This window comes from Glycomyces sambucus (assembly GCF_900102815.1).
Lineage (GTDB): Bacteria > Actinomycetota > Actinomycetes > Mycobacteriales > Micromonosporaceae > Glycomyces > Glycomyces sambucus.
The window spans coordinates 328,497-341,341 of the sequence record NZ_FNGF01000005.1 but is presented as its reverse complement, the minus strand read 5'-3'; the positions used below and the strand labels follow the sequence as shown (position 1 = coordinate 341,341).

Genomic DNA, 12,845 nt, shown 5'->3' with positions numbered 1-12,845 from the left:
CACCGGGGATCCGCCTCAGACCGCCACGCGCCAGGTGTCCCTGCCTGCGGCTTTGGCCGCGTAGAGCGCCTCGTCGGCGGCGGCGAGGACGTCGTTCGCGGTGTCGGCGTGCTCGCCGAGCACGGCCACGCCGATCGAGACGGTCACGCGCAGTTCGCGTCCGCCGGAGGTGTCGTTCACTTTGAACGGTCGCGCCGCGACCGAGCGGCCGAGCCGTTCGGCCACCGCCGAGGCCCCCGCGGCGTCGGTCTCCGGCAGCAGCACCATGAACTCCTCGCCGCCGTGGCGGAACGCGAGGTCGACCTCGCGGATCTGGCCGGTGATGCGCCGCGCGAGCTCGATGAGGACCTGGTCGCCGACCGGGTGCCCGTACGTGTCGTTCACCGTCTTGAAGCGGTCGAGGTCGATCGCCAGGAGCGCCGAGGGCCGCTGGTAGCGGCGCGACCGCTCGGCCTCGCGGCGCAGCGAGGTCTGCATGAACCGGTAGTTCCACAGGCCCGTGAGCGGGTCGGTGAGGCTCAGGCGCTGGGCCTGGCGGTGCAGCAGCACGTTCTCGACCGCGACCGACGCCTGCCCGGCGAAGGTGCGGAGCGTGTCGACGTCGCCCGGCTCGAAGTCGTCCCCGGCGATCCGGTTGTAGAGGACGAGGACCCCGAGGACGCCCGACTCGGTGCGCGGGGGGCCGGCCTCGTCGGACTCGGCGGGCGCGCGGCCCTCGAAGGGCACGGCGACGATCGTGCGCGCGTCCGGTTCGGTGCCGGTGCGGCGGCGCCCGGCGAAGACGCCGTCGACGATGCGGCCGTGCGCGGGGGCGCCGCTCGCGGCGATCGAGCCGACGATGCCCTCCCCGAGCCGGATGGTCGCGGGCTGCTCGATGCCGAGGTCGCCCTCGCCGGCGCGCTGGCGGAGCTGGTCGGCGTCGTCCACGTCGACGAGCATGATGACGCCCGCCTCGGCCCCGGCGGTGACCATCGCGGTGTCGAGGATGACCTCCAGGATGCGGTCGAGGTCGAGCGTGGCGGTGAGGGTCTGGCCGAGACGCCCGAGCTGGCCGCGCATCTGGTCGCGGGAGGCGGTCAGGGCGTTGACGTACGCCTGGGTCTGGGCGGTCATGCGGTTGAACGCGAGCGCGAGGTGCGCGACCTCGTCGCGGCCGTGGACGGGCACGCGCACGTCGAGGTCGCCTTCGGAGACGCGCTCGGCGGCGGCGGAGAGCTCGTGGAGGGGCCGGGTCGTGGAGCGGGCGAGCCAGGCCGCGAGGCCCATGGCGCACAGCGCGGAGACGGCGACCATCGCGGCGAGCGTCCAGTACATGGGGGTGACGTTGGTGGCGACGGTGCCGATGTTCAGCGGCAGGAACGCGTTCGTCGCGTCCCAGCGGCCCGCGTCCACGTCGCCGACCTGGAGCGGGTCGGCGCGGCCGTCGAGGAGGACCAGGTCGGCGTCGGCGACGTTCGCGATGCGGTCGAGGAAGCCCCGGTCCACGACCCGGAACGCGGAGAAGACCGAGGTGGTGCCGTCGGTGTTCTGGACCTCGGCCTGGGCGCCGAGGGCCACGATCGGGCCGGAGCCGGCGTAGGCGGCGGCCTCGCCGCAGTCGACCCACGCGCCGTCGGGCGCCTCCGCGCCGACGTCGGGGGTCGCGGTGTCGCCGGCGTCCTCGAGACCGGTGAAGACCACCCCGTCGACGACCTTGCGGTCCACGACGAGCTGCGCCATGTCGACCGCGTCGGCGTTCCCGCCGCTGCTGTGGCTCAGCGCCACGACCGCGGCCGACGCCTGGATGCGCTCGCAGATCGTGCCGAGGGTCGAGTCGACCGTCGTCACCGCCGAGCTCGCCAGCGCCTCCCCGCGGGAGTCCGCCAGGTGGGACATGACGGCAGCGACGAAGACGGCCCCCACCAGGACCGGCCCGAGCACGACGACGAGGAACGCCGTGGTGAGCCGTGAGCGCAGCGACACCGAAGCCCCCTCAAGTTCACTCCCTTAGAAGACTACCTAGAGCTACCGACCGGACACGACACGGCAGGTGGTTTTCCGGCAGTCCGACCGAAAGAACGACTGCAATCGCCTGTTCGGGGGAATCCTTTCAGGGGAGGATCGCCTACGGAGGGATTTCTGATGCTCGAGAGCAAGCAGGCGGCGCGGCGGGCGCTGCTCGGGGCGCGCACGGCGATGCCCGGGGCGGCCCGCGCGGCGGCGGACGTGGCGGTGTGGAAGTCCTTGCGGGACTTCCTGATCGAGGCCGTGGACGAGGGCGCGACCGTGGCGGCGTACCGCCCGTTCGGGGCCGAACCGGGCGCGACGCTGGAGCCGGAGCTGCCCGAGCGGCTCGCCGTGGTCTACCGGGTGATCCTGCCCGTGCTGCTCCCGGACCGGGACCTGGCGTGGGAGCGACTCGCGGCCGAGGGGACGGACGGGGACGGGGCGGCGCAGGACGGCACGGCCAGTGGTGTGGTGCGGAAGGCCGGCGCGGACGCGCTGCCGGAGGCGCCGCGGATCGAGGACGCCGCGGCGGTGGTCGTCCCGGGCCTCGCCGTCTCACATGACGGGATGCGGCTGGGCCGCGGCGGCGGGTCGTACGACCGGGCGCTGGCGCGGGTCGGACCGGAGGTGCCGGTGGTGGCGATCCTGCGCGACGGCGAGTTCGGGGTCGAGGTCCCGGCCGAGCCGCACGACCGCCCGGTGACCGGCGTCATCACGCCGTCGAAGGGGTTCGTGTCGCTGCGGTAGCGCGCCTCGGCGGCACGTGCGCGGGGTCTCGTGGCTCACGCCTCACGCCCGCGGTGGATGGAATTAGCAGTCGCGTGCGTTGACTGCTAATGTCGGTCGGGTCCCGTGTCAAGTCCTGGAGGTTGGACGTGCCTGTCTACGAATACCGCTGCAAGGAGTGCGGGTACGAGTTCGACAAACACCAGTCGTTCTCCGAAGCGCGGTTGACGGACTGCCCGAGCTGCGCGGCCAAGGGCGCGCTCCGCAAGGTGTTCGGCAACGTCGGCGTGACCTTCAAGGGCAGCGGCTTCTACCGCACCGACTCCCGTTCCACCGACTCCTCGTCGCTCGGCTCGAACGGGTCGAAGAACGGCCCGAAGAAGAGCGAGTCGAAGTCCGAGTCCAAGCCCGCCAAGAGCGAGTCGAAGACCGCGGCGAAGTCGGACGCCGCCAAGGCCGCGTAGACACCGGAATGCTTCAGCCGGTCCCCGCCTCGCGGGGGCCGGCTTTCCCGTACCCCGTGAGTGAGGTTTTCTCACGTATGCCGGTGGTATCATATGCACATGGCTAAGAAGCGCACCATGGTCTACGCGGACGAGGAAGACCTCGCCATCATCAAGGAAGCCGCGAAGCGGTACGGCGTCTCCGAGGCGGAGATCATCCGCAACGCGATCCACCGCGCGGCGATGTCCAGCCGGATCTGGGAGGAGCCGTTCTTCACCAGGACCTCGAAGCGGTTGACCCCGCGCGACGAGACCCCCCGTGAAGCCAAGAAGGCGGTCTGGGACGAGCAGTACGAGAAGTACCGGCAGATGAGGGACGAGCGTTGATCGTCGTCGTCGCCGACACCTCGGGGCTCATCGCGGCGCGGAGCGCCGACGATCCGGCGGGCCCCGGTTCCAGGGAAGCGCTTCGGCAGGCGGGCCACCTGGTGGTCTCGCCGCTGCTGCTCTCGGAGTTCGACCACCTGGCCACCCGCGAGTTCGGTCGGCCCGAGGCGATGCACGCGATCGACGACCTCAGGGCCCGGCTGGACGACCGCCGCGCCGAGATGCCGCTCATCACCTCGCGAATGCTCGGCCTCGCCCAGGACATCCGGAGGCAGTACCGCGACCTGGACCTCGACTTGACCGATGCGGTGAACGTCGTCATCGCGGCCGAGTACGAGACCGACGCCATCCTGACGCTCGACCGCCGCGACTTCCGGGCCATCACGCCGCTGGCGCAGTTCAAGGCGTTCCGGCTGCTGCCCGACGACCTGTAGGCCGGAGGGCGGCCGACTCGCCTGTACGCCGGTGCCCTTCGGGGCGCCGGCGTTCGGCGTGCCGAGACTCAGAGGGCCAGGGCGACCGCGGTGGTGAGGACCAGCTGCGCGAGCGCGATCGGGACGAGGCCCTTCCAGCACAGGGCCTGGATCTGGTCGACGCGCAGGCGGGGCCAGGCGACGCGGAGCCAGATGACGACCGCGGCGAGCGCGCCGGTCTTCAAGAGCGTCCACAGCCAGCCGAGCGCCTCGGGCCCGGGGCCCTTCCAGCCGCCGAGGAAGAGGACGACGGTGAGCGCCGAGACCACGACGATGCCGACGTACTCGGCGAGGAGCAGCAGCGCGAACCGGAGCCCGGCGTACTCGGTGAGGTAGCCGAAGACGAGTTCGGAGTCGGCGACGGGCGCGTCGAACGGGGGGCGGCGGATCTCGGCGAGCCCGGCGGTGAAGAACACCAGCGCCGCGGGCGCCTGCCACAGCAGCCACCAGAGGTTCCACGCCTCGACGATCGCGGGGAGGCTCAGGGTCCCGGCGGCGACGGCGACCGAGGCGGCGGCGAGGACCAGTGGCAGCTCGTAGGCCATGAGCTGGGCGGCGCCGCGCAGGGCGCCCACGAGCGTGTACTTGTTCGCGGAGGACCAGCCGGCCATGAGGACCGCGAGGACCCCGACGCCGACGAGCGCGACCACCACGAACAGGCCCATGTCGAGCGCGGAGCCGACGAGGTCGCCGGGCCCGAGCGGGATGAAGAGGACCACCAGGAGGTAGGGCAGGAGCGCGACGGCGGGCGCGAGCTTGAAGACGGGCTTGTCGGCCGCGTCGGGGACCAGGTCCTCCTTCTGCGCGAACTTGACGCCGTCGGCGATGAGCTGGGCCCAGCCGTGGAAGCCCCCGGCGTGCATGGGGCCGAGGCGGCCCTGCATGTGCGCCATGAGCTTGTGCTCGGTCTGGCCCACGACCAGGGGCAGGACCAGGAACGCGGCGAGGACGGCCGCGACCTTGACGGCGATCTCAAGCAGCATCGGGGTCCATCCAGTCCTCGGGCACGCCGGGCGGGCGCTTGGGGGCGCGCTTGCGGGCGGGGGCCTTGCCGTCGGCGTGCCGGCCCTCGCCGGGCTCCTTCGCGCCGGGCCAGGGCTTGACGACGCGGGAGGCGAGGACGAAGTCCTTGCGGAGCGGGTGGCCCTCGAACTCGGGGGCGAGCAGGAGCGGCCGGAGCCCGGGGTGGCCGGGGAATGCGATGCCGAACATCTCGTGGGTCTCGCGCTCGTGCCAGTCCGCGCCCGGGTAGAGGCCGGTCACGGAAGCGACGGCCGCGTCGGTGAGGAGGGTGCGGAGGAGGACGCCGCGGCGGTCCGGGACGGACCAGAGGTGGGCGACGATCCGGAAGCCCTCGGGGCCCTCGTCGACGGCCGAGAGCCAGTCGAAGAAGTCGCAGCCGAGCACGTCGCGGCAGGTGCGCACCGCGTCGTACCAGTCGTCGGGGGCCACGTCGGCGACGGCGCGGGGGCCGTCGGCGGCGGTGTCCGCGACGCCGAGGGCGGTGCGGACGGACCGGTGCCACTCGGACGGCGGATCGGACAGCGGATCGGATGGCGGGTCGGCCTCCCGCTCCTCACTCACTGGGGCCTCCGCAGCAGCGGGCGAAGGCTGGGCTTGCGCAGGGGCGCGGCGGCGATCTGCTTCTGGAGTTCGCCGATGCCGTGCAGCAGGGCCTCGGGCCGGGGCGGGCAGCCGGGCACGTAGACGTTGACCGGGATGATCTGGTCCACGCCCTTGGTGACGCAGTAGGAGTCCCAGTAGGGGCCGCCGGAGTTCGAGCACGCGCCGAAGGAGACGACGTACTTCGGCTCGGGCATCTGGTCGTAGAGGCGCTTGATCGCGGGCGCCATCTTGTCGGTCACCGTGCCCGAGACGACCATGAGATCGGCCTGGCGCGGCGAGTGCGCGAACGGGATGACCCCCAGACGCATGAAGTCGTGGCGGCTCATCGAGGCGGCGATGAACTCGATCGCGCAGCACGCGAGCCCGAAGTTGAAGACCCACAGCGAATAGCGCCGGCCCCAGTTGAGGACGAACCGGATCGGCTCGCCGACGATCCCGGCGCCCTCGCCGCCGGGCCGCGACGGGAACGGGAGCTTCACCGCCACCGCAGGACCCCCTTGCGCCAGGCGTAGGCGAGGCCGAGGGCCAGGACGCCGACGAACAGGCCCATCTCGACCGCGGCGGCCGTCCCGAACGCGCGGAAGACCGCGGCCCACGGGAACAGGAACACGGCTTCGACCGCGAAGAGCACGAACAGGAACGCGTAGACGTAGTAGCGGATCTGGACCTGCGCCCAGTCCTTCCCGACCGGGTCCACGCCGCACTCGTACGTCGCGCCCTTGGCCGCGGACGGCGCGCTCGGGCGCAGCACCGCGTTGGCGGCCATCGCCGCCGCCACGAACGCGAAGCCGGCGAGCAGCAGCACCCCGAACGTCGCGTAATCGCCCAGACCGGAGGTGTCCATATCGACACCCTAATGCCGCAACGGGGTTCCGCGATACCCGTGCGCGCGGGTTTCCGGTCCGCGTCCGCGGGGCGGACGGGGGCGGCGGGCGCGGACGGCCGGTCACCCGGGCCGCAGGCCGCGGATCTCCGCCGCGCGGGCCGCAACCGAGCGGCACTCACACACGTGTTGGACCTGTACACCCGCGAAGAGAAGCTGACACTTTGGAGGGGGGTCACCGCCCGTGACCGCTGCCAGCGCACCGCCGCTCCGCGACACCGCCGCGGTCGAGGCCGAATTCGCCCTGGTCGTCGACGGCTGGGCGGACGACGCGCTTCGGGGACCCCGCGATCGGGTCGCTGACAGTATTGTCGACATGGCGACCCCCCCTCGTGTCTCCGGCCGCGCGAAAGCGACAATGGTTGCCGCCGGGCACGAGTATCAGGGCCCGATGAATGCCCTAATTTCCCCTACCTGCGCAGGAGCGGATGTGCGAACGGAGGCGGAGTTCACCGACCTCTACGAGAGCCACTTCTCGGAGCTCGCCGCTCAGGTGTGCGCGTATCTCGGCGACGCCACCGAAGCCCAGGACCTCGTCCAGGAGGCGTTCCTGCGGGCGTGGCAGCGCTGGGACAAGGTCGGCGGGTACGAGGAGCCGGTCGCGTGGGTCCGCCGCGTCGCCTGGAACCTCGCCACGAGCCGCCACCGCCGCAACCAGGTGGCCCGCAAGTTCCTCCAGAAGTCGCAGGCCCCCGAGGCCGCCCCCGCCGCGAGCCCCGACCACGTCGCGCTCGTCGCCGCGCTCAAGCGGGTCCCCGCCAAGCGCCGCCAGGCCCTGGTCATGCACTACATGGCCGACATGACGATCAGCGCCATCGCGAAGGAGACCGGCGCCCGCGAGGGCACCGTGAAGTCCTGGCTGCACCGCGGCCGCAAGGAGCTCGCCGCGCTGCTCACCGACGACTCCGGCGACACCGCCGTCATCAGGACCAGCGCGCTGAAGGCCGAGGCGGCCAAGGCCGCCGACCCCGACACCATGCCGATCCGCATCCGCCGCCCGGGCGCCGCCCGCGCGACCCGCGCCGCCGCCCGCCGGGCTTCCGTGAAGGAGGACCGTTCATGAGTTCCGATCTCGATCGCGAGCACGAGACGGTCAAGGCGGCCTTCGCGAGCCTGAAGGCGGAGTCGGCCGCGCAGTTCCCGCCCTCGCCGGTCAACGACCTCATCATGCGCGGCCCGGCCGCACTGCGCCGGCGCCGCCTCGTGTCGCTCGCCGCCGTCGTCGGCGCGTGCACCGCCGTCACCGCGGGCGGCTTCGCCGTCGCGCAGACCCTCGGCCCGCTCAAGGACGAGCCCGACACGGCCGGGTCCCAGAACGGCCCCGTCTCCGCCGCCGAGTCCGACGACGGCCCGACCGGCCTGCCCGGCAGCCCGTCCCGCGACGAGGACGACGACGACACCGCCACCACGTTCACCCCCGCCCCGCCCGCCGACGACATCGAGGCGATCCTCATCGAGGGCCCCTTCGAGGGCGACTGGGCGAAGGACTGCGCGCCGGGCCTCCAGGACGCCGACTTCGAGTCCTGGGAGATCACCGGCGACACCGGCTGGGTCATCGCGTTCGCCGCCGAAGGCGACGCGGACGGCGACGGGGAGAACGACACGGTCCTCGCGCTCACCTGCGGCGAGCAGACCGGCGTCGCCGCGTTCGCCGCCGGGGAGGACGAGGACGGCGAGCCCGTCCTGGCGTCCTTCGGGTGGGTGTGGCAGCCCGACGGCGCCCACGCGCCCACGGCCGTGGCCGCCGTCGAGGACGGCGCGGTCACCGTCGAGGGCACCGACGAGGCGACCGGGGAGTCCTGGACCGCCGCGTACGCGTGGAACCCCGAGACGGCGGTGTTCGCGCTCGTCGACGAGGGCGCCTCCGCCGAGCCGACCGACGCCGGCGAGAGCTCGTCCTCGCCCGCCGAGACTCCGACGACCGACGGCGCGACGACGGGCTCCACGGGGTCCTGACGCGGGTCTTGAGGCAGGGTCTTCGAGGCGGGTCCCGAGGCGGTCGCCGCCGGGTCCCGGCGTGTCGCGGCTTCCAGCATCCGGGACGTTCCGCGGGCACCGGACGCGGCCTCGGACAGCCGAAACCAGAGGTCTGGGTCACTGAAACGAGCGAACGGTCCCATACAGTGAGAGCTTGCGCACCTGGTGGTGTCGCCTACATCGCGCCCGCCGCGCGGGGTTGGCACCGCCGCGCCGCGCCCGCGTAGCATCGCAAGTAAGACACGGCAGGACGCGCCCCGAGGCGCGGCCCGCCGGCCATCGACCGAGGACGCCGCAGGCCCTTCGCGCCCGAACCCGCAAGAGGAGAACTAGGTGAATACCGTCCGGCAGCTGGACCGGGTCGTCATCCGCTTCGCAGGGGACTCCGGCGACGGGATGCAGCTCACGGGAGACCGCTTCACCGCGGAGACCGCAAAGCTCGGCAACGACCTGTCGACCCTCCCGAACTACCCCGCCGAGATCCGGGCCCCCGCTGGGACCCTGCCGGGCGTGTCCAGCTTCCAGATCCACTTCGCGGACACCGACATCCTCACCCCGGGCGACCAGCCCGAGGTGCTCATCGCGATGAACCCGGCCGCGCTCAAGGCCAACCTGCGCGACCTCAAGTCCGGCGGGACGATCGTCGTCAACACCGACGAGTTCACCAAGCGCAACCTCACCAAGGTCGGCTACGACGACAACCCGATCGAGGACGGCTCCCTCGACGACTACCAGGTGCACCCGGTGGCCCTCGCGAGCCTCACGATCGGCGCGCTCGCCGACTACGAGGTCTCCAAGAAGGACGCCGAGCGCTCGAAGAACATGTTCGCGCTCGGGCTCGTCTCGTGGATGTACTCCCGGCCCACCGAGGCCACCGAGGACTTCCTGCGCGGCAAGTTCAAGTCCAAGCCCGTCATCGCCGAGGCGAACATCGCCGCGCTCAAAGCCGGGTGGAACTACGGCGAGACCGCCGAGGCGTTCGCCGTCCGGTTCGAGATCCCGCCGGCGAAGCTCGCCAAGGGCACCTACCGGAACATCACCGGGAACACCGCGCTCGCGTGGGGCATCACCGCCTCCGGCGTCGCCTCGGGCCTCCCGGTGTTCCTGGGCGCGTACCCGATCACCCCGGCCAGCGACATCCTCCACGAGCTGTCCAAGCACAAGCGCTTCGGCGTGACCACCGTGCAGGCCGAGGACGAGATCGCCGCGGCCGGCGCGGCCCTGGGCGCCGCGTGGGGCGGGGCGCTCGCCGTCACCACCTCCTCGGGCCCCGGCATCGCGCTCAAGTCCGAGACGATCTCGCTCGCGGTGTCCCTGGAGCTGCCGCTGGTCGTCGTCGACGTCCAGCGCGCCGGGCCCTCGACGGGCATGCCGACCAAGACCGAGCAGGCCGACCTCGTGATGGCCATGTTCGGCCGCCACGGCGAGGCCCCGATCGCGGTCCTCGCGCCGCAGTCGCCCTCGGACTGCTTCGACATCATGCTGGAGGCGGCGCGGATCGCGCTGACCTACCGGACGCCGGTCATGGTCCTCTCGGACGGCTACATCGCCAACGGCGCCGAGCCGTGGAAGCTCCCGGACATGGCCGACCTCCCCGACCTGTCGGTCGAGTTCGCGACCGAGATGAACGCCGTGGACGCCAAGGGCGAGGAGATCTTCCTGCCGTTCCAGCGCGACCCCGAGACGCTCGCGCGGCCGTGGGCGGTCCCGGGCACGCCCGGCCTCCAGCACCGCATCGGCGGCATCGAGAAGGCCGACGGCACCGGCGACATCTCGTACGACCCGATCAACCACGACCACATGGTCCGCACCCGCGCCGCCAAGATCGCCGGCGTCGAGGTCCCGGACCTGGAGGTCGACGACCCCCAGGGCGACGCGAACGTGCTCGTCCTCGGCTGGGGCTCCACGTGGGGGCCGATCGGGGCGGCCGTGCGGGCCCTGCGCGAGAAGGGCGTCTCGATCGCCCGAGCGCACCTGCGCTACCTGAACCCGATGCCGCGCAACACTGCCCGCGTGCTGGAGCAGTACGACAAGGTCGTGGTGCCCGAGATGAACCTGGGCCAGCTCGCGCTGCTGCTGCGCGGCCACTTCCCCGGCACCGACGTGGTCGGCTACAACAAGGTGCGCGGCCTCCCGTTCACCTCCAACGAACTCGAAGACGCCCTCGAGGAGGTCATCAAGAATGGCTGACACCTTGCCCGTGAAGCTCGACGCGCCCAAGCTGAAGGCCAAGGACTTCAAGTCGAGCCAGGAGGTGCGCTGGTGCCCCGGCTGCGGCGACTACGCCATCCTGGCCGCGGTCCAGTCGTTCCTGCCCGAGCTGGGCCTCCAGCGCGAGAACATCGCGTTCGTGTCCGGCATCGGCTGCTCCTCGCGGTTCCCGTACTACCTGAACACGTACGGCATCCACTCGATCCACGGCCGCGCGCCCGCGATCGCGACGGGCCTGGCGGTCTCGCGCCCGGACCTGTCGGTGTGGGTCGTGACCGGCGACGGCGACGCGCTGTCGATCGGCGGCAACCACCTCATCCACGCGCTGCGCCGCAACGTGAACCTGAAGATCCTGCTGTTCAACAACCGGATCTACGGGCTCACCAAGGGCCAGTACTCCCCCACCTCGGGGCCGGGGACGCTGACGAAGTCGAGCCCGATGGGCTCGGTCGACGCGCCGTTCAACCCGCTGTCGCTGGCGCTGGGCTCGGAGGCCACGTTCGTGGCCCGCACGCTCGACTCCGACCGCGCGCACCTGCACGAGGTGCTGCGGGCGGCGGCCGAGCACGAGGGCTCGGCGTTCGTCGAGATCTACCAGAACTGCCCGATCTTCAACGACGGCGCGTTCGAGGTCCTGAAGAACCCCGAGACCCGCGACGAGTCGCTGATCCGGCTCCGGCACGGCGAGCCGATCCGCTTCGGCGACAAGGCGGTCGTGCAGTCGGGCTACGGGCTCCAGGTCGTGGACGCCGACTCGGTCGACGAGTCCGAGATCGTGGTGCACAAGGCCGACGTGGACGACCCGGCGTACGCGTTCGCGCTGTCGCGCCTCTCGGGCGTGGCGCTCGACCACACCCCGATCGGCGTGTTCCGCTCGGTCGAGCGGCCCACGTACGACAAGGACGTGCGCACCCAGGTCGACGAGGCCGCGGCCGGCGTCGACCGCAAGGAGGCCCTCGACCGCCTCCTCCACGGCGGCGACACCTGGACCGTGCTCTAGCACGCGGACGTCGAACGGCCGGGCCCTGGCGGGCCCGGCCGTTCTGCTGCTCGGATCGGGTTCGGGGCGGGTGGTCCGCGGTTCAGGCGGGGGGCCGAGATCGGAGGGCTCAGGTGAGAGGGCCCGGGTGAGGTGGCTCAGCTGCGGTGGCTCAGATGAGGGGCTGGAGTTCGGCGGCGGCCTCGCGGAGGCGGGCGGAGGTCTGCTGCCAGAACTCGCGGATGTCGGCGATGGGCATGGCGAGGGCGAAGACCACCCGTTCGGAGGGGCTGCCGTCGCGGCGGACCACGACCCCGGCGCAGGCGACGTCCTCTTTGAACTGGCCGAGCTCGGCGTACACGCCGGACTCGCCGTAGACGGCGAGGTCGTGCTCGAACGCGTCGGGCTCGATGAGGGTGCGGCCGGTGAAGCGGCGCATCCCGGCGGCCCGCAGGAAGCGGGCGCGGTCCTTCGGCTGGAGGGTCGCGAGGAGGGCCTTGCCGAGCGCGGTGGCGTGGGCGCCGTCGTCGAAGCCGACGATGAGGTCCTCCACGTGCGGGCTGCGGTTGCCCTCGATGACCTCGGTGACCGCGGGGCGGTCCTCCACGAAGCGGGCCACGAACGTCGAGTACCCGGTCTCGGCCGAGACGCGGCGCATGTAGTCCCCGCAGGTCTTCGGGCCCGAGATCGCGCGCGTGAGTTCGGAGTAGCGGTCGGAGACCTCCAGGCCGAGGGAGTAGCGGCCCTCGCCGTCGCGGCGCAGGTAGCCCTCGTAGACGAGGGTGCGCAGGAGGTTGTAGGCCGTGGCGCGGTTGAGGTTGCACTCGAACGCGATGCGCGGGGCGGAGACGCCGTCGGCGTGGCGGCCCACGAGCTCCATGATGCGCAGTGCCCTCTGGACGCTCTGGATGAGCTTCGTCGGTTCCGGGCGCGCGGGAGCGTCGTCCGCCGGGTCGTCGTCCTCGCGGCCCCGCTCCGGGGGTCGTCGCTCGGAAGGAATCCCTGGTCGCTGCCGGTCCACCATGCCGCCGCTCCAATTGCACTACCGTGATCTGGCGGTCGGTGCGCCGCGCGGGCGCCCGTCAGATCGGCCGTGATCTAACTATATAAACAACAGCCGGTTGCGTCTCCGTCGCATACAGGGCAGTATCTAT

The 12,845-nt window shown here is 72.0% G+C and carries 14 protein-coding genes; 8 read left to right on the top strand and 6 right to left on the bottom strand.

Annotation, left to right across the window (positions count from 1 at the left end; translation table 11 throughout):
• Positions 1-15 precede the first annotated feature (15 nt).
• Positions 16-1,962, bottom strand: a complete 1,947-nt coding sequence (locus BLS99_RS16870; RefSeq protein ID WP_091052279.1) for a diguanylate cyclase — start codon at positions 1,960-1,962, stop codon at positions 16-18.
• 159 nt (positions 1,963-2,121) lie between these two features.
• Between BLS99_RS16870 and BLS99_RS16865 the strand changes: the two genes are divergently transcribed.
• From BLS99_RS16865 to BLS99_RS16850, 4 genes are all read left to right on the top strand, one after another.
• Positions 2,122-2,733: a 5-formyltetrahydrofolate cyclo-ligase gene (locus BLS99_RS16865; protein ID WP_091052277.1), complete on the top strand. Its 612-nt coding sequence runs from the start codon at positions 2,122-2,124 to the stop codon at positions 2,731-2,733.
• A gap of 128 nt (positions 2,734-2,861) precedes the next feature.
• On the top strand, positions 2,862-3,176 hold the full coding sequence (locus tag BLS99_RS16860; RefSeq protein ID WP_091052275.1) for an FmdB family zinc ribbon protein: 315 nt from the start codon (positions 2,862-2,864) through the stop codon (positions 3,174-3,176).
• A 99-nt stretch (positions 3,177-3,275) separates the two neighbouring features.
• Positions 3,276-3,542, top strand: a complete 267-nt coding sequence (locus BLS99_RS16855) for a ribbon-helix-helix protein, CopG family (protein WP_143034842.1) — start codon at positions 3,276-3,278, stop codon at positions 3,540-3,542.
• On the top strand, positions 3,539-3,976 hold the full coding sequence (locus BLS99_RS16850) for a PIN domain-containing protein (RefSeq protein ID WP_091052273.1): 438 nt from the start codon (positions 3,539-3,541) through the stop codon (positions 3,974-3,976). Before BLS99_RS16855 ends, BLS99_RS16850 begins: the two co-directional genes overlap by 4 nt.
• 68 nt (positions 3,977-4,044) lie before the next feature.
• Here BLS99_RS16850 and BLS99_RS16845 read toward each other — a convergent pair whose 3' ends face one another.
• Genes BLS99_RS16845 through BLS99_RS16830 form a run of 4 tightly spaced genes read right to left on the bottom strand, consistent with a single transcriptional unit; the run spans position 4,045 to position 6,485 of the window.
• Positions 4,045-4,998: a complex I subunit 1/NuoH family protein gene (locus BLS99_RS16845; protein ID WP_091052270.1), complete on the bottom strand. Its 954-nt coding sequence runs from the start codon at positions 4,996-4,998 to the stop codon at positions 4,045-4,047.
• Complete coding sequence (locus BLS99_RS16840; protein WP_245712282.1) at positions 4,988-5,599, bottom strand: NADH-quinone oxidoreductase subunit C; 612 nt, start codon at positions 5,597-5,599, stop codon at positions 4,988-4,990. Before BLS99_RS16840 ends, BLS99_RS16845 begins: the two co-directional genes overlap by 11 nt.
• Entirely contained in the window at positions 5,596-6,075 is a 480-nt protein-coding gene (locus tag BLS99_RS16835) for an NADH-quinone oxidoreductase subunit B (RefSeq protein WP_176953419.1), read from the bottom strand. Before BLS99_RS16835 ends, BLS99_RS16840 begins: the two co-directional genes overlap by 4 nt.
• Positions 6,076-6,116: 41 nt before the next feature.
• Entirely contained in the window at positions 6,117-6,485 is a 369-nt protein-coding gene (locus tag BLS99_RS16830) for an NADH-quinone oxidoreductase subunit A (RefSeq protein WP_091052268.1), read from the bottom strand.
• Positions 6,486-6,954: 469 nt separating this feature from the next.
• Between BLS99_RS16830 and BLS99_RS16825 the strand changes: the two genes are divergently transcribed.
• From BLS99_RS16825 to BLS99_RS16810, 4 genes are all read left to right on the top strand, one after another.
• On the top strand, positions 6,955-7,587 hold the full coding sequence (locus BLS99_RS16825; RefSeq protein WP_218126546.1) for an RNA polymerase sigma factor: 633 nt from the start codon (positions 6,955-6,957) through the stop codon (positions 7,585-7,587).
• Positions 7,584-8,480, top strand: a complete 897-nt coding sequence (locus BLS99_RS26325) for a hypothetical protein (RefSeq protein WP_091052263.1) — start codon at positions 7,584-7,586, stop codon at positions 8,478-8,480. Before BLS99_RS16825 ends, BLS99_RS26325 begins: the two co-directional genes overlap by 4 nt.
• 417 nt (positions 8,481-8,897) lie before the next feature.
• Positions 8,898-10,691, top strand: a complete 1,794-nt coding sequence (locus tag BLS99_RS16815; RefSeq protein ID WP_342761285.1) for a 2-oxoacid:acceptor oxidoreductase subunit alpha — start codon at positions 8,898-8,900, stop codon at positions 10,689-10,691.
• Positions 10,684-11,712 carry a 2-oxoacid:ferredoxin oxidoreductase subunit beta gene (locus BLS99_RS16810; protein ID WP_091052258.1) on the top strand — a complete coding sequence of 343 codons (1,029 nt, stop codon included), beginning with the start codon at positions 10,684-10,686 and terminating at the stop codon, positions 11,710-11,712. The genes BLS99_RS16815 and BLS99_RS16810 overlap by 8 nt, the downstream gene beginning before the upstream one ends.
• Before the next feature lie 151 nt (positions 11,713-11,863).
• Here BLS99_RS16810 and BLS99_RS16805 read toward each other — a convergent pair whose 3' ends face one another.
• Complete coding sequence (locus BLS99_RS16805) at positions 11,864-12,715, bottom strand: IclR family transcriptional regulator (RefSeq protein ID WP_091052256.1); 852 nt, start codon at positions 12,713-12,715, stop codon at positions 11,864-11,866.
• Positions 12,716-12,845 lie beyond the last annotated feature (130 nt).